At 50.9% G+C, this 20,175-nt stretch carries 9 protein-coding genes and 1 pseudogene; 8 read left to right on the top strand and 2 right to left on the bottom strand.

Annotation, left to right across the window (positions count from 1 at the left end; genetic code table 11):
- Positions 1-93 precede the first annotated feature (93 nt).
- From mutS to G449_RS0107545, 6 genes and pseudogenes are all read left to right on the top strand, one after another.
- Positions 94-2,847 (top strand): DNA mismatch repair protein MutS, encoded by a 2,754-nt coding sequence (gene mutS, locus G449_RS0107570; protein ID WP_022658704.1) that lies wholly within the window; start codon positions 94-96, stop codon positions 2,845-2,847.
- Complete coding sequence (locus tag G449_RS0107565; RefSeq protein WP_022658703.1) at positions 2,840-3,244, top strand: DnaJ family domain-containing protein; 405 nt, start codon at positions 2,840-2,842, stop codon at positions 3,242-3,244. Before mutS ends, G449_RS0107565 begins: the two co-directional genes overlap by 8 nt.
- A gap of 97 nt (positions 3,245-3,341) precedes the next feature.
- Positions 3,342-3,653 (top strand): annotated as a pseudogene (locus G449_RS16460) (integrase core domain-containing protein); the annotation flags it as partial.
- Between the two features lie 314 nt (positions 3,654-3,967).
- The gene (locus tag G449_RS0107555) at positions 3,968-4,456 is read left to right on the top strand and encodes a methyltransferase family protein (RefSeq protein ID WP_022658701.1); all 489 of its coding nucleotides are present in this window, start codon (positions 3,968-3,970) and stop codon (positions 4,454-4,456) included.
- The gene (locus tag G449_RS17775) at positions 4,453-4,926 is read left to right on the top strand and encodes a MarR family winged helix-turn-helix transcriptional regulator (RefSeq protein ID WP_022658700.1); all 474 of its coding nucleotides are present in this window, start codon (positions 4,453-4,455) and stop codon (positions 4,924-4,926) included. The genes G449_RS0107555 and G449_RS17775 overlap by 4 nt, the downstream gene beginning before the upstream one ends.
- Before the next feature lie 33 nt (positions 4,927-4,959).
- On the top strand, positions 4,960-5,895 hold the full coding sequence (locus G449_RS0107545) for an alpha/beta fold hydrolase (RefSeq protein WP_022658699.1): 936 nt from the start codon (positions 4,960-4,962) through the stop codon (positions 5,893-5,895).
- Between the two features lie 1,232 nt (positions 5,896-7,127).
- Here G449_RS0107545 and G449_RS0107535 read toward each other — a convergent pair.
- Together G449_RS0107535 and G449_RS0107530 are read right to left on the bottom strand one after the other, a co-directional pair.
- Entirely contained in the window at positions 7,128-7,472 is a 345-nt protein-coding gene (locus tag G449_RS0107535) for a hypothetical protein (protein ID WP_022658697.1), read from the bottom strand.
- Between the two features lie 363 nt (positions 7,473-7,835).
- A complete protein-coding gene (locus G449_RS0107530) occupies positions 7,836-8,915 on the bottom strand; it encodes an ATP-binding protein (protein WP_027180800.1) in 1,080 nt (359 codons plus the stop codon).
- A 1,191-nt stretch (positions 8,916-10,106) separates the two neighbouring features.
- On the opposite strand from G449_RS0107530, the gene G449_RS16450 reads away from it, so the two are divergent.
- Positions 10,107-18,662 (top strand): glycoside hydrolase family 94 protein, encoded by an 8,556-nt coding sequence (locus tag G449_RS16450; RefSeq protein WP_211215143.1) that lies wholly within the window; start codon positions 10,107-10,109, stop codon positions 18,660-18,662.
- A gap of 164 nt (positions 18,663-18,826) precedes the next feature.
- The gene (locus G449_RS16445) at positions 18,827-19,981 is read left to right on the top strand and encodes a DUF6051 family protein (RefSeq protein WP_022658694.1); all 1,155 of its coding nucleotides are present in this window, start codon (positions 18,827-18,829) and stop codon (positions 19,979-19,981) included.
- The last annotated feature ends 194 nt before the right edge of the window (positions 19,982-20,175 follow it).

The raw sequence follows: 20,175 nt of genomic DNA, 5'->3' as shown, positions 1-20,175 counted from the left end.
TTGTGGCGCTGTTCGGCTGAGGGTCTGGGCAGCGCCACAATTTTTTTATGGCTGCGGTAATCCGCAACCGTCACCATCACCCCAAGAATTATTATGTCTGAAGCCCCCGTAAAGCTGACTCCCATGTTTGAACAGTACATGGGCATCAAGGCCGAACACCCCGATGCCCTGCTGTTCTACCGTATGGGCGACTTTTATGAACTGTTTCTTGAAGACGCCAAGGTCGCGGCCCGCGAGCTTCAGATTGCCCTCACCAGCCGCAGCAGGGACGCAGAAAACCCCATCCCCATGTGCGGCGTGCCGTGGCATGCGGTGGAGGGCTACGTGGCCCAGCTCATCGACAAGGGCTACCACGTTGCCATCTGCGACCAGACAGAAGACCCCAAGGCCGCCAAGGGGCTGGTCAAGAGGGCCGTTACGCGCGTTATCACGCCAGGCACAGTGCTGGAAGACGCCAACCTCGCCAGCAAGAGCCATAACTTTTTGGGGGCGCTGTGCCCCTCCGCCTCGGGTGGGGCTGGCGGCCTTGCCTGGGCGGATATTTCCACGGGCCAGTGGTCTGGCGTTGAGTTCAAGCGCGAGGCCGAACTGTGGCAGTGGGTGCAAAAACTTGCCCCGCGCGAACTGCTGGTGCCGGAAGGGGTCGAGCCGCCCCAACGGTGCATTCTGGAAGGCATAAGGCTTGTGCGCATGCCCGCGCCCCAGTTTGACCTCAAACGCGCCACAGAGCGCGTTGTGGCCGCTCAGGGCGTGCGCGAGGCTGGCGCTCTTGGACTGGAAGGCAAGCCGGAGCTCATGCGGGCTTGCGGCGCGCTGCTGGTCTATCTGAGCCAGACGCAGATGCGCAACCCCGACCACCTCATGCCCTTTGTCCCCCTTGATCTTGGCCGCCGCCTGCTCATTGACGATGTGACCGAGCGTAACCTTGAAATTTTTTGCCGCCTCAATGGCCGCAAGGGCAAAGGCACCCTGCGCCATGTGCTGGACGACACCATGACTCCCATGGGCGGCAGGCTGCTTGAAGACATGCTGCGCCACCCCTGGCGAGAGCTTGGCCCCATCACCCGCGTTCAGGACGCTGTGGCCTTTTTTCATGCGGACGATGTCCGCCGCGCCGCACTGCGCGAAGCTTTGAAAAATGTCTACGACCTGGAGCGGCTCTCCACGCGCATCAGCCTGAATCAGGGCGCGCCGCGCGATTTTATTGCCCTGCGCAACAGCCTTGCGGCCCTGCCGGATGTGTATGCCGCCCTGCAAGGGGCTGGCACACCTTCCGGGGCGAATTCTGACACAACTTCCGCTCCTGCGGGTCAGATGCCCAAGAGCGTTGCCGATGTGGTCAAGTCGTGGGACAACATGGAAGACTACGCGGCCCTGCTGCAAAACGCCCTGGTGGACAGCCCCCCTGCGGTCATTACCGAGGGCGGCCTGTTCAAAACCGGCTATAATGCGGAACTTGACCGCCTGCTTGATCTGGCGGAACACGGCGAACAGAAGCTCCAGAACATGCTGGCCGAGGAACAGGAAAAAACAGGCATCAGCAAGCTCAAGCTGGGCTTTAACCGTGTGTTCGGCTATTATTACGAGCTTACGCGCGCGGCTCACAGCGGCCCTGCGCCCTTCCATTTTATCCGCCGCCAGAGCCTTGCCAATGCCGAGCGCTTCACCACGGTGGAACTGAAAGAGCTTGAAGAAGAGCTTTTGTCTGCCGCAGACAAGCGCAAGACGCTGGAGTACTCGCTGTTTCAGGATCTTCGCACCCACATGGCCGCCCAGCGCGAACGCATCATCCACGCGGCGGATATGGTTGCCCAGCTCGACTACTGGCAGAGCCTTGCGCAGGTGGGCCGCACCAACAACTGGTGCAGGCCGGAGCTTGACGCAGAGGCCAATCTGGACATCCGCGAGGGGCGGCACCCTGTGGTTGAAGCCATGCTTGGCCGCGCCAATTTTGTGCCCAACGATTTTCGCCTTGATGCCGGACGCCGCCTGTGCCTGCTCACAGGCCCCAACATGGCCGGTAAATCCACCGTGCTGCGGCAAGTTGCCATCATCAGCCTGCTGGCGCAGATGGGTTCCATGGTTCCTGCCAGCGCCGCCCGCCTTGGGCTGGTAGACCGGCTGTTTTCGCGCGTGGGCGCATCAGACAACCTCGCGCAGGGCCAGAGCACCTTTATGGTGGAAATGATGGAAACGGCCCGCATTCTGCGTCAGGCCACCCGCCGCAGCCTTGTGATTCTGGACGAAATTGGCCGTGGTACCAGCACCTATGACGGCGTGGCCCTGGCCTGGGCCGTGGTGGAAGACCTTGCTAAGCGGGCTGGCGGCGACCTGCGCACCCTCTTTGCCACCCACTACCACGAGCTGACAGCCCTGGAAGGCCGCATTGCGGGCGTGTTCACCATGAACATCGCCATCCGCGAATACAACAACGACATTCTCTTTCTGCACAAGCTGGTTCCCGGCCCTTCAGACCGCAGCTACGGCGTGGAGGTGGCCCGCCTTGCGGGTGTGCCCGGCCCCGTGGTGCAGCGGGCCAGAGCCATATTGCAGGGGCTTGAGCGTGGGCGCGACAGCGCCAGAAGAACCGTGGTTTCTGCGGTCTCCCTGCCGGGCCTGAGCCTGCCGGAGCCAGCAAAAAAAGAGCCGGAACTGCCGGAGATTGCCGCCGCGCCGCCGCGCTCGGAACACCCGCTTGTTCTGCTGCTGCGCGAGCTTAATCCTGATGAACTCAGCCCGCTGGACGCCCTGCGCCTGCTTATGGAATGGAAAAAACTGTGGAGCGACAGCCCGGAATCTGCCCCGCAAACAGACGCCCTGCCGCCGGACGAGGATGCCCATGAGTGACGCCAATCCCTGGTCTGTCATCCAGCTTGTGGCGGAACGCCGCATTGAGGAAGCCCTGTCGCAAGGGGCTTTTGACAACCTGCCCGGCGCTGGCAAACCCCTTGAGATTGAAGACCTGAGCCATGTGCCGGAAGAAATGCGTATGGCCTACAAGATACTGCGCAATGCTGGCTGCCTGCCGCCAGAGCTTGAGGAGCGCAAGGAACTGAACAGGCTTGTGGATCTGCTGGAGCAGTGCGAGGACGAGCAGGAGCGCGTGCGCCAGATGCAAAGGGTGCGCTTTATGATCACGCGGGCCAAAATGCGCTTTCAGCGGCCCATGCAGATTGAGCAGGACGATCCCTATTACGACCGCCTGCTGGACAGACTGTCCGCCAATCCGCGCAAGGCGGGCTGATATCGGCGGCAACGGACATCCACCTGACCCCACAAAAAGCACAATGGCCGGGATATGATATACTCCCATCAGAGTAGACAGCTATACATTGCAGCCAGTTGAATGGCTTTCCGACAACGGTTCCTGCTATACAGCAAAAGAAACAATTACTTTTGCCGCCGCGCTGGGAATCGTCAGCAAATTTACCATGGCTCGCAGCCCCCAAAGCAACGGTATGGCTGAAGCTCTCGGCAAAATATTCAAACTGGATTATATCTTCTGCAATGATCGACCAGATGCCGAAACCGTGATGGCGCCGCTTCCCGATTGGTCTGAAGACTACAATGAAAATGCCCCACACAAGGCCCTGCGGATACTCTCGCCTCGTGACTTTATCCATCCATTGCAAAACTCGGAGCGTCCGGTTTAGCGGGGGCAACTCCAAACAACAACTATCATGCATGCTGCTTTTCGGAATGGCTAACGTTTGCATGCGCAGTCAATGTTGTCTCAAGAATGCTCAGCGTAAAGCAGGTGCCCCCAAGTATCCTTACTGTCATGCGTTCCCGTCAAATACATACCCATTGCTGCATCCACTGTATTTTAACAGGATGCTACCAGAACCATCTTCTGGGAGATGCAAAGAATTCTTTGTCCTCCTGGCTGTCCAACCCGAGATAAAAATTGACAAGTTAGTTGTCATTATATTAGTTGAGCACAGATGCATATGCATGGAGGTGTGTCGTGTCGGTGCCAGCTATAGACTCCCCCGGTATTTCGTGGTTAATGCCGCCACGCTTTTTTATGATTTGTCTGATTGGTGGTGGCGTGGCGGAATGGTTGCTTCCTCCTTTTTTTGTTCCCTTTTCCACGGTCCCTTGGCTGTTACGGCTGGTTGCGGGAATTGCCGTGGCGGGAGCTGTTTTTTTCTTCATGATGTCGGGGCATAGTCGCTTCATTTCCGTCGGCACAGCGGTGAAAACTTGTCGTCCAGCAACCGAACTGGTGACTGGCTCCTCCTATCGGTTCAGTCGTAACCCGATGTATGTCGGGTTAGTCGCTATCCTGCTCGGCGTAGGCGCGGGGGCAAACAGCCTGCCGATGATGCTCTCGGCATTGGCGATGTATCTGTATCTCGACCGGTACGTAATCCGGCGCGAAGAGCGATACTTGCGCCAACGTTTCGGTGCCGACTACAACGCTTATTGTCGCAACGTGAGGCGCTGGCTGTGAGCACATCGCGAAAGTATGCCGACGGCGAAGCCCTGCACACCCTGTTCCGCCAAGTGTTCGCGTTGCAGTCAGCGTTGACTGTCACGATGGATGAGGTTCATGAAAAGGCAGGACTTGGTACGCCTCAGGTGAAGGTAATGGACTTACTGCTGCGGCACTGCACTGCTACGGTGCCAGAGATTGCAGGGGGACTCAGCGTTTCGCGCCAATTCGTGCAGACGGTATGCAACGGATTAGAGGCGCAGGGACTGATCGCATTTTCTGACAATCCGCGCCATCTTCGATCTAAGCTGGCCTCGTTAACCGCATCTGGGCGGGAGGTTTTTGACAGTTTTCGCCAAGCGGAAGCTGCGTTTATCGAAAGTAAATTGCAACATTTTGATTCTGTAGAGGTTGCCGAGGCAACGGCGCTGCTATGCAACCTCTGTAGTTGTATGGAGTGTTTACGGCGCAAAAAATCTTCCAGATAGTCAATTCTGAATGAAACGGATGTGAGGCATAGCATGCGACATGCGTCAGTGAAAATTCTTTTTGTTTTGATGTTGTTACTCTCAGGGTGCGCAGGCCATGCACCATCGCCACTCGAGCGGACTGCCCCTCTCAAACGTGTCGATGTGGGAGAGGTTCAACTCGCAGCACGCGTTATTCATGGTCATGGAGTACCAATCTTATTCATTCACGGGTCGTGGGATGATCACCATAGCTGGTTGCCGGTGGCGGAGGAACTCGCTCGGAAAGATGGCAACCCGATTGTCCTATACGATCGTCGTGGTCATAGTGCGAGTACGAACGTTTCACGCCAAGGGCATATTTCCGACGATGTAACCGATGCAGCTCGTCTAATCCAAAAATTGGGTATTGGGCCAGTTCATGTAGTCGGTCATTCTTATGGGGCGAGCGTGGCGATCGCGCTTGCAAACGAACACCCGGAACTTGTCGCAAGTCTCTTTGTTTATGAACCTCCCGTTTTGGGAATACTGAAAGGGAAAAAAGATTACTCTGAAGCGCTAATGGCAACAAAGCTTTCGATGCAAAAAGCCAAAGAGTATCTTGAAAGCGGCGATATCGAGCTGGGAACGATGTATTTTGTCGAAAATGCGGCCTTTGGCAAAGGTAGCTGGATAAATGTTTTTGACGAGCGTTCCCGCGCCGTCATGACTGCCAATTCGGATACTTGGCTTGATCAGTCACGTGATCCAGAACGATTGGCAATCGATGTTGCAAATCTTAATATATTCAACAAATCTATAACATTAGCATATGGCGACAGAACATTGCCGGCCTACGCATATGTAGCGGTGGAAATACATAAGACGGTGCCGGCAGTACATCTTGCCGTGTGCCACGGTGCCGGGCATGGCGGCCCGATTTCCGCGCCGGAGCAGGTTGCAAGACTCATTGAAGCCCACCTGCAGATCAATACAAAAAATAGCCGATGACGCGCATGGTTTGAAACCCTTCGCCAGCGTTTACCGCAGGATGAGGATACTCCAAATAGAAAGACATCTTGGTTTTCAGCCACCCATTGGGTATTGCTTTCCGACTTCAGGAAGCAGCCTGGAACATTATGGTGGTGCTTTTTTCTGCACTGTCACACTGCCCCCATTAACAATACTGCGCAGCAAGGGGCTTGCCCCCGTGTCTTTGGTGTAGAGCCAACATGACCTTCTGTTTCGCGCACAGGCGCGCTCAACTGGCTAAAGCCGTAAAAAAAGCTCCTACGATTTCTCTTAAGAGCTTGCTTTTTCAATTGGCGTCCCCAAGGGAATTTAAACCTCTGTCGACGGCGTGAAAGGACAGACTCTAAAATTTTGAATTCAACAAATTAGCAATGTCAGAGTGCATCCAGAAGTCTCAAAAGACATCCGCATACCCCCCGAACTGACCCTCTTTTAACCCTCCCTGCTAAAAAGCGGATGTGCTCATAGCCCGAGGGGGCAGGTTCAAATCCTGACCACGCAACCAGACTAAATGAGGCACTTAGGCTAAAAACTGAGTGCCTTTTTCCTTGCCTAATTTTTGATTTGTGCCACCTGTGTGCCACATAAAAATACTTTATTTCGTGAAAAGTCGTGAATCTGGCTTGGTGAGGCCAGAGGTTCACAGCATAAAAAAGCACATCCTTTCCCTTGCCCTGTTCGGCAACCACGAGCAATTATTGCATCCTGCCGGGGGTGGCAATCCGATTGTTCTCCTTCCATCCTTCGGGTACATACCCCAAGTAGCTATCAGCATTGAAAGTTAGTCCACGGGAGCGGTAGAAGAATGAAGAAGACATGGTTCCCCCGCCCATATTTTCCATTACCGATACTTATTACGGCAACGCATCAAGGCGCGTCCTCATGTCATGAACAAAAGACCTCAATACACTGTTAAAATGATCTTTTTTCACGATAGCGGTGTTCATTCCAAGCCCTTTGTGCAACTTCAAATCATCCGAGGCTGGTGGAATACTATCTAGATACTTTTTCCAATTAGATAAAAGACGTTCCATCTCGACACGTTGTTTTAAGCTTATATTCATTGATACTTCTCCATTCCTCTTTCTAGCCTGGGATACCCAGCGAAGAAGGAGGGAGTTTTTGACCCGCGTAACCCAAGTAAAAATTAATGAAATAGACTCAATTGTGAAGCTGTGAACTCTTTTACAAACATGGACGAATAGGATTCATTAGAGGGAGTTAATCAAGCATTTTTTGCCGGGCATATTCTGGAGTTCTTCCTGGTGCACATCTTCAAATTGTTCATACATTGAAAGAACGGTGTAAGCATTGTCTTGTCCTTCTTTCGTTTCATCCCACCATGCAACCCCCCTATTTTTTAAAATCTTTACTATCTGCGCGACAAAGCTGTTACTTCCCCTAGTCTTGTACGATTCCCCGTCGTCAATATCAATTTTCATGGTTTTTCCATCACCTGATGGAAAAATTGTCATACTGTGCCCATCTTCAAGGGTGAATGTCTTTTTGCCGACGCTCTTGAGTGCCACGTCAGCCAACTTGAATAGATAATTCATAAATTCTCCTATCTGTATTTAGACTATCTACACATTACCATGGCAAACAATTACTGTCTTTATAATTTATAATAATTATAATTATTATGCGTAATTAATGTCTCATTTCCGTCACACTAAAGCAGCTATTATTGTTCATTACAAATAATATACATATATAAATCAGAGCATATCGGCCAAATCAATTGCGTTTTATCTTGCATTACCTTGGCGATGCAGCAAAAGCCCCGGCCTTTGGAGTGGCCGGTGCTTTTCTTTGGTGCGGCAGATGTGTGCCTATTTCTGCGGGAAGGTCAGACGGTCATGCCACTCAGCTTCAATACGCAAAATTCATAAAAAGCCTTCTGTCATGACTCACATTAATTAAACCCTTGAATAAATAGCTACATCTTCTCTAAACTCAGCAATCATAGATTCCGTCAAGGACGGCCTGAAAGAAGCAATTTTTTCAGCAATCATCTCTGTGGTCACAGGCGTGTTTGCCCCTCTTTCGCATTCTTCTTCAAAGGCATACTGGGCAACAATTTGGAATAGATACTCAATATCGGCAGGTGTAAATTTTGGCGTCAAATTTACAATATGATCAACATCAACAACGCCACAGTTCATCTTCGCCAAATAGTATTCCAGAATTGTTTTTCTTCCATCGTCATCCAGAGTTCCTACCGGGATGATGCAATCAAAGCGCCCCGGCCGTAGCAGTGCAGCATCCAGCTGGCGGATGTAATTTGTAGCACATACGAGCAGAACCTTGTTTGGCTGGCTTTTTATAAGCGGTACCTGTTTGAGAAATTCGTTGGTAATTGATCGATCGATTCGGTTTGCGCTATCCCGGCTGCCTGCGAATTCCTCAAATTCATCAATGAAAAGAATAACTTCATCCAAGCTTCGCGCTTTTTCCATTATTGCCCGCAGATGTGCCCCAATTTTATCTACACCGTCGACCATAAGCATACTTGGCGCGATTTCTATAAACCACCACGCCAGTCTCCCGGCCATTGCCTTGACAAAATGGGTCTTGCCCGTACCGGGAGGGCCAAAAAAAATGATAGTTTTAGGCGGAATGACGCCATATTTTTGTGAAAGCCCCTCCTCGACCAATGGGAGTATAATCCTCTTGTGAATCAGTTGCTTGGGGGGTTGTGTGTCGGAGATAGTATCCCAAATATCTCTGCTGATGGTGCGCGCGCCCATCTGGACCAAAAGCTTTTCCTGATTGTGCGTAGAGAGTTCCTCATCCGTCCCTATGTTCTCAAGAAAATCGGTGCAGGCAATCTTGAATCCGACATCCCGATTCAGTCTTTCAGACAGAACCCACTTATGCTGCATGATTTTCTGCCAAAGATCCGTCGCTACATCCGCATCAAATTTTGCACCGCTGGCTTCAAAGATTTTGCTGGCACAAATTTCTGGGGAGGGCGTGTCTAGTAGTATTTTATCCAAAATGAACCCCTGGTTGTAATATTGTGTGGGGCAAGTGTTTTCGGAATTGGTGAGTAAATTTGCATGTAAAAACGAAAATATTGCCATATAAACATTTTTACAGTGTTGATATTTTATTTATATTGTAATCTCATAATTACTATTGTCACTATTTATTTCATAAATTATAATTTTACTATATAAAATAGTAATGTATTTTATTGTAAATATAAAAATTATCATAGCACATAGAGCTATTAAATGTATCAAATTTTTTAAATGGCATGATAAATGCCAGCCAATGGGACAAAAAGCTCGCCACAAACCTACATCTGCCATTCTGTAGCGACTGCCTGCCGGTAGGATTTTAGGCGGGTATGCAGGTCAACCCAATATTATACTCCCATCTACACCTCAGATAGCCCTAGCATGAGGCTCGCCAGTCACTAAACTAGTCAGCACGATAGTCAGCTGTCCTTATAGCAGAAATTGCGTAGCACACGCCCTGCTCGCTCACCGGAGAGAACCTTGTCAGCCGCCGCTGCTGATCGTCCCCCTCAAGCTTCAACAATACTTTTGGCGTTGATCCTTTGCGCCTGTTCTCTTTCTTTTTTTGAGAAATATATCCAAATAAGATCATGACTTGTCAGTGATGTTTGATTGTAAAAAAGTAGATCAACTAGTGAAATTTTATAGTATTCTCATTTTATATGTCAATTTTTAATAAAAAATTATAAAATTAAGTTGTGTACTGTATTATATAAATTGTTTATAAAAGATAAAAATAGTCAGTAAAATTTATTTTTACAATTAAATAACATGCATTTTTATTGAATATTTATCCCCTATGTCTTTCCAACTGTACTATTTTTCTTCAGATCGGGCACATAGGAGAGCTTAGGTGATGAGTCGCCTGCGGCATGACAGGCGGCAAGGGATTACGGGGTAATATTGCCTGGAGCAACTAAGCATACATTACAGCAATCTATATTTAACATACTGGAATTATTTGCAATGAATCTATTTAATAAGGCAGCTTCCGGAATACTATCCACGTTGCGGGCGTTCTTTCAGGTAAAACAGATACCATGGAAGTACGCCGGTGAGGTCGGGCAGTATCAACTAGAGCTATTCAGCACTGAGCACCTTGGAGAGCACGGCAGACTACTGGCAGAAAGACACCGTGTTGCAACAGAAAAACACCCGGAAATATTGCTTCCACGGCTTGTGGACAACGAAAAAATGTTTTTGTCCGTGCACAACTTGCTGAATGAAGATGTGCGACGCGGCGTACAAATAGCGCCCGCAGGAGAATGTCTTCTTGATAATTTTTATATCCTTGAAGAGCAGATTCGAGCAGTAAGGCAGCACTTGCCCAAGGGCTACAGCCGGGAACTGCCCCACCTTACCACGGGATTTTCTGCGGGGCTGCCCCGTGCCTATGACATTGCCCAGGAAGCCATATGGCATAGTGACGGGCGGGTGAATGCTGAAACTGTGGCGGCGGTTCTGTCCTCCTATCAAACCGTCTCTGTGCTCACTATGGGTGAATTATGGGCTGTTCCCATCATGTTTCGCTTTGCTCTCATAGAAAACATCAGACACATCACCGCTTTCATTGCTGCATACAGAACTGACCGTGCACTTGCGGTGCATTGGGCCAGCAAGCTGACGCACACAGCTACGGCCTCTCCCAAAGATCTGATCATGGTAATTGCGAACATGGCGCGGTCAAATCCATCACTTACGGGCTCGTTTGTCGCCGAATTCAGCCGCCAGCTCAAGGGCATGGGGCCATCCCTGGCGCTACCGCTCACGTGGGTTGAGCAACAACTTGCTGACTCTGGTCAAACGATCGACCAGCTTGTGCATGTGGAAAATCAGATGCAGGCTGCCAGCCAGCTTTCCATGAGCAATTGCTTCAACAGCCTGCGAACCATTGAATCTGTTGATTGGAAAGGCTTTGTCGATTCTGTAAGTGTGGTTGAAGGTACGTTGCGTAAGGACCCGGCAGAAGTTTATGCAGCCATGGACTTCAATTCGCGCAACTATTGCCGCACTATTATAGAAAAAATGGCGAGGTGCAGCCATCTGACAGAGGACGAGGTTGCCCAGAAAGCCATTGATCTTGCCCGCGAAGGCATGACCCTGCATGGCAAAAACGCTCGCTCCGCGCATGTTGGCTGTTATTTGACTGCAGAAGGCAAGCCTCGACTTGAAACTGCCATATCTGCCCATTTCGGCCCAGTGCAGACCCTTGCACGCGCGGCTGAATATTTACGCGTTCCCCTGTATATATCTACAATCATTTTATTAACGCTATTTTTTACAGCATCTTTCGTCTTTGTCGCCATGGCGCAGGGCGTACAGAATTTATGGGCATCTCTATTCCTTTTACCAATTATCATTGTAGCCTGCCACCTGGCCCTGGCTGTTGCCAATAAAATTGCTTCCATTGCCATCAATCCCAAGCCTCTTCTGAAAATGGATTTTTCCACCGGCTTGCCAGAACGTTTGCTGACTCTGGTTATTGTGCCAGCAATGCTCACCAGTAAAGATTCCATAAAGTGTTTGTTCGATGACCTTGAGGTGCGTTTTCTGGCCAATCAGGACACATCCTTATATTTTGGATTGCTCACGGATTTTTCTGATTCTGCAACGGAAACCGCCCCCAACGACAAACTGCTCGTCCGCATGGCCCGGCAAAAGGCAGCAGAGCTTAATGCCAAATATGCAACAGAAAATTATACCCCGTTTTTTCTTTTTCACCGCCCCCGCCTATGGAATGCGCAGGAAGGAATATGGATGGGGCATGAACGCAAACGCGGCAAAATAGAGGAACTCAACAATTATTTATGCGGCAGAGCCCCGGATGTCTTTTCGGTTGTTGAAGGTGACAGGTCAGTTTTTTCGCGTGTTCGCTACATTATAACGCTTGATGCAGATACACAGTTGCCCCGAGATTCTGCCCGCCAACTTGTGGGGGCCATGGCTCACCCACTGAACCGCGCGCGATTTGATGAGGATAAAAAGCGTGTAATAAACGGATATGGCATCTTACAGCCACGCGTAGAGCCAAGTCTGGCCGGGGCCAATCGTTCGCGCTATGCCCGTTTCAACTGTAAAAAAAGCGGCATTGACCCATACACGCGCACAGTTTCTGACAGCTACCAGGATGTATTTGGCGAAGGCTCATACATCGGAAAGGGCATTTACGACCTGAATACATTTGCCTCCATGCTGTCCGGGCGCTTTCCTGATAACAAGGTGCTCAGTCACGACCTTCTTGAGGGCTGCTTTGCCCGCTCTGGCCTACTGAGTGATGTTTCTTTTTATGAAGATTACCCCGTGGCATATCTTACCGATGCTGCAAGACGTCATCGCTGGATTCGCGGAGACTGGCAGATCATAAACTGGCTGTTGCCCCGCGTCACCGAAGGCGATGGGCAGGTACACAAGAATCCCCTTTCATTGCTCTCACGCTGGAAAATTTTTGATAATCTGCGCCGCAGCTTGACCCCAGCCGCATTGATACTGCTTTTGATCTCCGGGTGGGCCATGCTGTCATTTTCGTGGCAATGGACCTCGCTGGTGGTTGGCTTTATGTTTCTGCCAGCCTTGCTTGAAGCTGTCGTTGCCATGCTCCACAAGCCGGAGGACACGTCTTTCAGACGTCACATGGCGCTTCAATTTTCTGAAATTCCAGGGCATTTTTCTCAACCAGCAGAGGCTTTGCTCTATCTGCCTGTTGAGGCCGCCTCAAATCTGGATGCCATTTTTCGCAGTTTCTGGCGAATGCTGGCCTCAAAAAAACACCTTCTTCAGTGGAATGTATCGATCTGTTCTGGCAACGCTGCTCCCGCTCATCTGAGAGAAACAGTGGCTGCCATGTGGGCCGGGCCAGTAATCGCCTTGCTGGGTATGATTGCCTGTATTGCTTTGGGCAACGCCATGGCAGCAAGCACTGCCATGGCTGGGGTTGTTTGCCTGCTGTGGTTTTTTTCTCCGGTCATGGCATGGTGGACGAGCCTCCCTCTTAAGCGGCATCAGGAAAAGCTCACCCCAGAGCAAACTGTTTTTCTGTTCAGAATTGCGCACAAGACCTGGAAGTTTTTTGCAACGTTTGCCGGTTCTGAAAGCAACTGGCTTCCGCCAGACAACTATCAGGAAGTTCCCACTGGCAGGATAGCTCACCGTTCTTCACCCACAAATATGGGCATTGCGCTACTGGCAAATCTTTCAGCCTATGACTTCGGTTTTATAACCGCAGGGGCATTTCTGGAGCGCACATCAAAGTCCCTGTCAGTGATGGAAAGACTTGAAAGATACAAAGGCCATTTTTTCAACTGGTACGACACCCAGTCTCTGGCACCTCTGCCGCCGCGCTATGTATCGTCTGTGGACAGCGGCAACATGGTTGGACACCTTTTGGTTTTGCGCGCAGGATTGCAGGATTTTGTGGAAAAAAGAGTAAGTCATCCGCTGCTTTTTAAAGATCTGCAAAAAACGCTTGCCATCCTGGTTGAAACTGCCCCCAAACCTTTCGGTGAGGCTGCGAATTCGCCGCTAGGCTCTCTCGGCCTTGAGATGGTAGTGGCCCTACAGTCGCTTTCGCCGTCTGCAAGTCAATTCAAAAAAGATCTTGAACATCTGCAAATATCTGCAACAGAAGCCATGCCACAGCATGATCTGGCTTCAGACACAGTGAAAAATGACTGCGATGGCAGCGTGCAGGAAACATTTTGTCTCAAGTTGCAGGATGCGCTGGACGAGCTTGCGCTTTTTATGCCCTGGACATCACTTCAGAATATTCCCTCTGTTGATCTGCAAGATTTTCATGTGCTTGACTCCCATCTTTCACTGTTTGAGATCGCCGCGCTTGAAGAAACCGTTTTGCCGCGCCTGGCATTGTGCGCCGCAGAGGAGAAAGACCCATCAAGGCAGCATCTTTTTGCTGAGCTTACGGTGCGTGTTGGGGCAGGCAGCCGCCAGGCCAGGGCGCGCCTTGAACAGATAACGGAGATGATGGAGCAGTGCACTGGTCTGTCATGCCTTGAGTATGATTTTCTTTATGATTCCAAGCGTAAGCTGCTATCCATCGGCTACAATGTGGATGAAAACAGAAGGGATGCAAGCTATTATGACCTTCTGGCCTCTGAGGCCAGGCTGGCAGTATTTGTGGGCATCGCTCAGGGGCATCTGCCTCAGGAGAGCTGGTTTTCTCTTGGGCGGCTTTTGGCAACCACCACGTCTCAAAAGCCGGTGCTTCTTTCCTGGAGCGGCTCGATGTTTGAGTATCTGATGCCGCTTCTTGTAATGCCCTTTTATGAAAACAGCCTGCTTGACCAGTCCTGCAAAGCTGCTGTTGCCGCTCAGATCGAGTATGGGAAAAAATGCGGTTTGCCGTGGGGGATATCTGAAAGCGGCTACTGCATGACCGATGCGCGCGCTGACTACATGTACAAGGCCTTTGGTGTGCCGGGGCTGGGCATCAAGCGCGATCTGACCGTAGATATGGTTGTAGCTCCATACGCTTCAGCCTTGGCCGCCATGATAGCTCCACGTGATGCCTGCCTGAACCTTGAACGTCTTTCACAAGGAGGCGTGGAAGGTGAGTACGGCATGTACGAGGCAATCGACTATACCGAATCGCGATTGCCCAGGGGGGAAACATTCGAGATCGTGCGTTCCTACATGGCGCATCATCAGGGAATGAGCCTGCTTGCTCTGGAGGCATTGCTGCTTGATTACCCCATGCAAAAGCGGTTTGAAAGCGATCCTCAGTTTCAATCCGCCATACTGATTTTGCAGGAACGTGCTCCAGAAGCAATTCCAAGCTATGTACGCACGGCAACACGGTCGGGTGTGCCCGCAATCCACAGGTCTGTAAAAGGTGCAACGCGCATTATCGGTTCGCCACACACTGCAAGGCCAGAGGTTCAGCTGCTTTCAAACGGCAGATATCATGTCATGGTAACCAATGCCGGCGGCGGGTACAGTCGCTGGAACAACCTTTCTGTCACCAGATGGAAGGAAGATACGACGTCTGACGACTGGGGTACCTTTTGTTATATCCGCGATCTTGCCACTGGAGAATACTGGTCTACTACCTTTCAACCTACTCAGGTCAAAACTGAGCATTTCAAGGTGATTTTTTCAGAAGGGCGGGCCGAATTTCATTGCCGTAACCTTAAGTATGATATGCATACGGATATTGCGGTTTCGCCAGAACACGATGTTGAACTGAGGCGAACAAAGATCACGAACAACTCTCTGGAACAGAGAACCATAGACGTAACCAGTTTTGCCGAGGTAGTTCTTGCTTCTTCTGCCGCTGATGCCTTGCATCCTGCATTCAGCAATCTTTTTGTACAGACCGAAATAGTTGAAGATCAGTTTGCAATTCTATGCACACGCCGCGCCCGCTCTGAAGAAGAAAATAACCCCTGCATGCTTCACATGATGACCGTGCACGGCGTACCTGTTGACGCCATTTCTTACGAAACCAACAGACGGCAATTTATTGGCCGTGAGCGCACCATAAAAAACCCAAGGGCAATGGACCGGAAAGTTGTTGACCTTTCTGACAGTGCAGGGGCAGTGCTTGACCCGGTTGTTGCCATGCGCACTCGCATCACGCTTGAGGCCGGGCAGTCTGCAATAATCGATGTTGTTTCTGGCGTGGGGGAATCGCGGGCAACGGCCATGACTCTCATTGAAAAATACCGGGATAAGGGAATTGCCGACCGTGTTTCCCGCATGGCTTGGGTTCATGGTCAAATCTTGCTGCGCCAGATCCATGCTACCGAGGTGGAGGCGCAACTTTATACAGGCCTGTCAGACTCCATCTTATACGCCAATGCGCAGCTGCGTGCTGAAAGCTCTGTGCTTGTGCAAAACAGCAGGGGGCAGTCCGGACTTTGGGGGTACACGCTGTCCGGCGATCTTCCCATACTGTTGTTGCGGATAGGAAGCACCGATAATATCGAGCTTGTCCGCCAGCTTTTGCGGGCCCATACCTACTGGAATCTTAAAGGCTTATTGGTTGACCTGGTAATCTGGAATGAAGACAAGGCCGGATACAGGCAGCTTCTGCATGACCAGATCATGGGACTCATTGCAGAGGGAAAAGGCAGTCTTCTTGGGAAACCGGGAGGGATTTTTGTCCTTTCCGCTGATCGCATAGCTGAAGAAGACCGAATCCTGATGCAGGCAGTTGCCCGGGTCATTATTACCGACGACAAAGACTCTTTAGCGCAATGGGTAAAAGGCCGTATAGCGCCTGTCAACACAATTCCCTACCTTGCTCTGTCGGAAGGGCCAAGAGTATCCCGTACCGAAAGCGCCCTGCCTGCCCCCCGCAATGACCTTATTCTCTTTAACGGATTGGGTGGCTTTACTCCTGATGGGCGAGAATATGTTATAATTACGGCTCAGGGCCAGGCAACGCCCGCCCCCTGGGCCAATGTGCTCGCAAATCCACAGTTTGGAACCGTAGTTTCAGAAACAGGGCTCGCCTTTACCTGGAGCGAAAATGCCCACGAGCACCGCCTTACGCCATGGTCAAACGATCCCGTGAGTGATTCAAGGGGTGAGGCCTTCTATCTTCGCGATAATGACACCGGCTACTTCTGGTCCCCAGCCCCTCGCCCATGCCGGGGAAAAACGCCTTACACAACCCGGCACGGATTCGGCTACAGCGTGTTTGAACATACGGAACGCGGTATAAAATCAGAGCTCCTTGTGCATGTTGACGTTGACGCCCCGATAAAATGTATGCGGCTGACGGTAAAAAATGAATCGTCAATACCACGCAGACTGTCGGCAACGGGCTATGTAGCCTGGGTTCTGGGTGACTTGCCGGAAAAAACACGCATGCACATAGCCACAGAAGTTGACCAGATGAGCGGGACAGTATTTGCCTGCAATTCCTACAATTCTGAGTTTCCTGGTCGAACAGCTTTTTTTGGCACAGACGATAGCATTAAATCTGTAAGCTGCGACCGCGCTGAATTTTTGGGTCGCAATGGATCTCTGGACAATCCGGCCGCCATGGGGCGCAGCCGCCTTTCTGGCCGAAACGGTGTTGGCCTGGACCCGTGTGCCGTTATTCAGGTTCCGTTCGCTCTCGCCGCTGGCGAGGAGAGGGTTATTACATTCAGGCTTGGAGTCGGGAAATCCAAGGATGAATGCAGAGAACTTGCCATGCGGTTTAAAGGAGCGGAGGCAACGCAGGAATCCCTGAGCAGGGTCTGGCGGCAGTGGGATCGCCTGCTTGGTTCTGCCTATGTGGAAACACCAGATACGTCTTTCAACGTGATGGCCAACGGCTGGCTGCTGTACCAGGCCATAGCCTGCAGGATGTGGGGGCGCGGAGCCATATACCAGTCTGGCGGTGCATTCGGATTCCGCGACCAGTTGCAGGACGCAATGGCCCTTGTGCACACCGCACCCCATTTGCTGCGCGAACAGATACTTTTATGCGCATCGCGGCAGTTTACAGAGGGAGATGTCATGCACTGGTGGCATCCGCCGTCAGGGCGAGGGGTGCGCACGCACTGCTCGGACGACTACCTCTGGTTGCCACAGGCTGTTTGCCGTTATGTCAGCTCCACCCAGGATACCGGCATACTGGACGAGCCGGTTGCCTTGATCTCAGGGCGGCCCCTCAAGGACGATGAAGATGCTTATTACGACCAGCCATCCGCTTCTGGCAACACGGCAACAATATATGAGCATTGTGTGCTGGCAATCCGCTATGGGTTAAAATTTGGCGCACACGGGCTGCCGCTTATGGGTTCTGGCGACTGGAATGATGGAATGGACAAGGTTGGCGCTGGTGGACAAGGTGAAAGCGTTTGGCTGGCCTTTTTCCTTTTCGATGTGCTTGCCAGGTTTGGTCCCCTTGCGGCAGCGCGCGGTGATTTGCCTTTTTATCAGGAATGCTCAAGTCAGCTGGCGGTGTTGAAAGACAAAATCGAAACCCATGGCTGGGATGGCGGATGGTATCGGCGCGCATATTTTGATGACGGCACCCCCCTGGGCTCGGCAGAAAACAGTGAGTGCCGTATCGACTCCATAGCACAAAGCTGGTCGGTACTCTCAAAAGCAGGGAGTGCGGAGCATGTCAAACTGGCTATGCTGGCGCTGGATGACTACCTTGTGCGACGCGATGACAAACTGGTAACGCTGTTTACACCACCTTTTGACGTGCAGCCCCCCAACCCAGGCTATATCAGAGGATACACGCCTGGTGTACGCGAAAACGGCGGCCAATACACCCACGCAGCCGTGTGGGCGGCTATGGCCTTTGCCCAGTTGGGTGATTCCCGGCGGGCATGGGGAATCTTCAACATCATCAATCCGGTAAATCACTGCAAAACTGCGGAGGATGTGGCGCGCTACGAAGTGGAACCCTATGTGGCTGCCGCCGATGTTTATGCGGCTCCCGGCCTCGTTGGGCGCGGCGGCTGGACATGGTATACGGGGTCAGCCGCCTGGATGTATCGTTTGATGCTGGAATCTCTTTTGGGAATCAACATCGAAAATGGCGCCTTGCGAATTGTGCCCTGCCTGCCTGCTGACTGGGACTGCTGCACTGTCCATTATCGCCATCTTAGTGCGGTCTATCACATAAAAATCACTCAGGAATATGCCGGAGGCAAGAACTTTTCCATCACTTTTGATGGAACTGCTCAAAATGACTTGCTTGTTCCTTTGGTTGATGACCAACGGGAGCATGAAGTATCTGTTGTTGTTCAACAATAAACAATACTGGCATATTTTACCTGATTGTGTCAGCAGGTGTTGAATGGGCGCATATATGTAATGACATTCCAATATTATGTAACTATATTATTTAAACCTGGCTGGCAGTAGTCAATATATATTTATGATATCATTTAAATTACATTTATATCGTACGGAGTTGAATGGTTACGCCTATGCTTTATTCAAAACTTGTCACACTTTTTTCTGGCGGAATCAGCTTTTCAGAGGACGAAGTACCTGTTGGAGATAACTTTGTCGTCAGAAATTTCAGCTTTCACTCACCTGCACGGCAGAGGGTCGACCCGGCAGATTCCCAGACACCTGCCAGCGCCACGGGATCAGAAGTTGATGAAGAAATTCAGGAGAATAATAATTTCAGATACCACGTGATGATGCCAGCCCATATGGAAAAAGCCCGCAACGTTGTCATCATGCTTCATGGCCTGAATGAACGATACTGGACCAAATATCTGCCGTGGGCGGCATCAGTGGTTGAAGCGACTGGTCACGCCGTTGTTCTTTTTCCCCTCGCATTTCATATGAACCGTGCCCCGGCCCGGTGGGCAGATCCGCAACGCATGGCGCACCTGAGCCGCGAGCGGAAGCGTACCCTGCCAACGCTCACCAGTTCCAGCTTTGTCAATGCGGCCATCAGCGCACGGCTTTGCGAACAGCCTGAGCGCTTTATCCAGTCGGGTCTTGAAAGTTACTATGATCTCATCAAGCTTGTGGAGACAATAAAGACTGATCTTCACCCTGCTATCGATAAAGCTGCCACAATTGACTTTTTCACCTACTCCATTGGAACCCTTCTCGGTGATCTTCTCATGATGGCAAACAGGTTGGAGTATTTTTCAGCATCGCGACATGTTTCATTTTGTGGCGGGCCTGTTGTCAGCGGCCTGCACCCGGAATCAAAATTTATTCTCGACAGCGAAGCTGTGGGCAAACTCAGGGAGTGCCTGCTCTCAAAAGAAAGACTTGAAGTTTTGCTCTCCGATAACACCGAGTTTGAAAAGGCCTTTCGCTGTATGCTGGACTATGGCATAGGCAGCAGTGAGCGTGAGGAACGCCTGCGGGACATTGGGGCACGGCGCTACGTGATCGCTCTTGCCGATGACCATGTCGTTATGGTCAACGAAATTCGCAATACTTTTGGCGAAAAAGAAAAAAATGGTATCCATGTGGAAATAATGCAGTATACTTACAAATACAGGCATGAAGACCCATTTCCTGTGCTCACAAAAATGTATAGCAATATTGACAGGCAGTTTCAGCGCACATTTGACAGAATTTGCAATTTTTTGAAAAGATAGAAACAATCTGTGGTTTAATGCAGATAATCGGTCTTTAAAAATTCTTTGACAGAGCATCCATCTGTACAAAATCATAAAGAAACCGCCTTCATTGCGGTTTCTTCTGGCAAGATAGGGTTTCTCTCAATCTATATGCGCGGCTGACCTGCCCCCCTCAAAAAACTTGTCCACCTATAAAATAAGTATAAGGCGGA

Origin of the sequence: Desulfovibrio desulfuricans DSM 642 (assembly GCF_000420465.1) — a bacterium.
GTDB classification, from domain to species: domain Bacteria; phylum Desulfobacterota; class Desulfovibrionia; order Desulfovibrionales; family Desulfovibrionaceae; genus Desulfovibrio; species Desulfovibrio desulfuricans.
Note: the sequence above shows the minus strand (reverse complement) of the source record. Positions and strands in the feature narration are given on the sequence as shown.

Bases quoted from the DNA above. Each gene is read 5' to 3' on its own strand.
- mutS (WP_022658704.1), top strand. From the start codon at position 94: ATGTCTGAAGCCCCCGTAAAGCTGACTCCCATGTTTGAACAGTACATG.
- G449_RS0107565 (WP_022658703.1), top strand. From the start codon at position 2,840: ATGAGTGACGCCAATCCCTGGTCTGTCATCCAGCTTGTGGCGGAACGC.
- G449_RS0107545 (WP_022658699.1), top strand. From the start codon at position 4,960: ATGCGACATGCGTCAGTGAAAATTCTTTTTGTTTTGATGTTGTTACTC.
- G449_RS0107535 (WP_022658697.1), bottom strand. From the start codon at position 7,472: ATGAATTATCTATTCAAGTTGGCTGACGTGGCACTCAAGAGCGTCGGC.
- G449_RS16445 (WP_022658694.1), top strand. From the start codon at position 18,827: ATGGTTACGCCTATGCTTTATTCAAAACTTGTCACACTTTTTTCTGGC.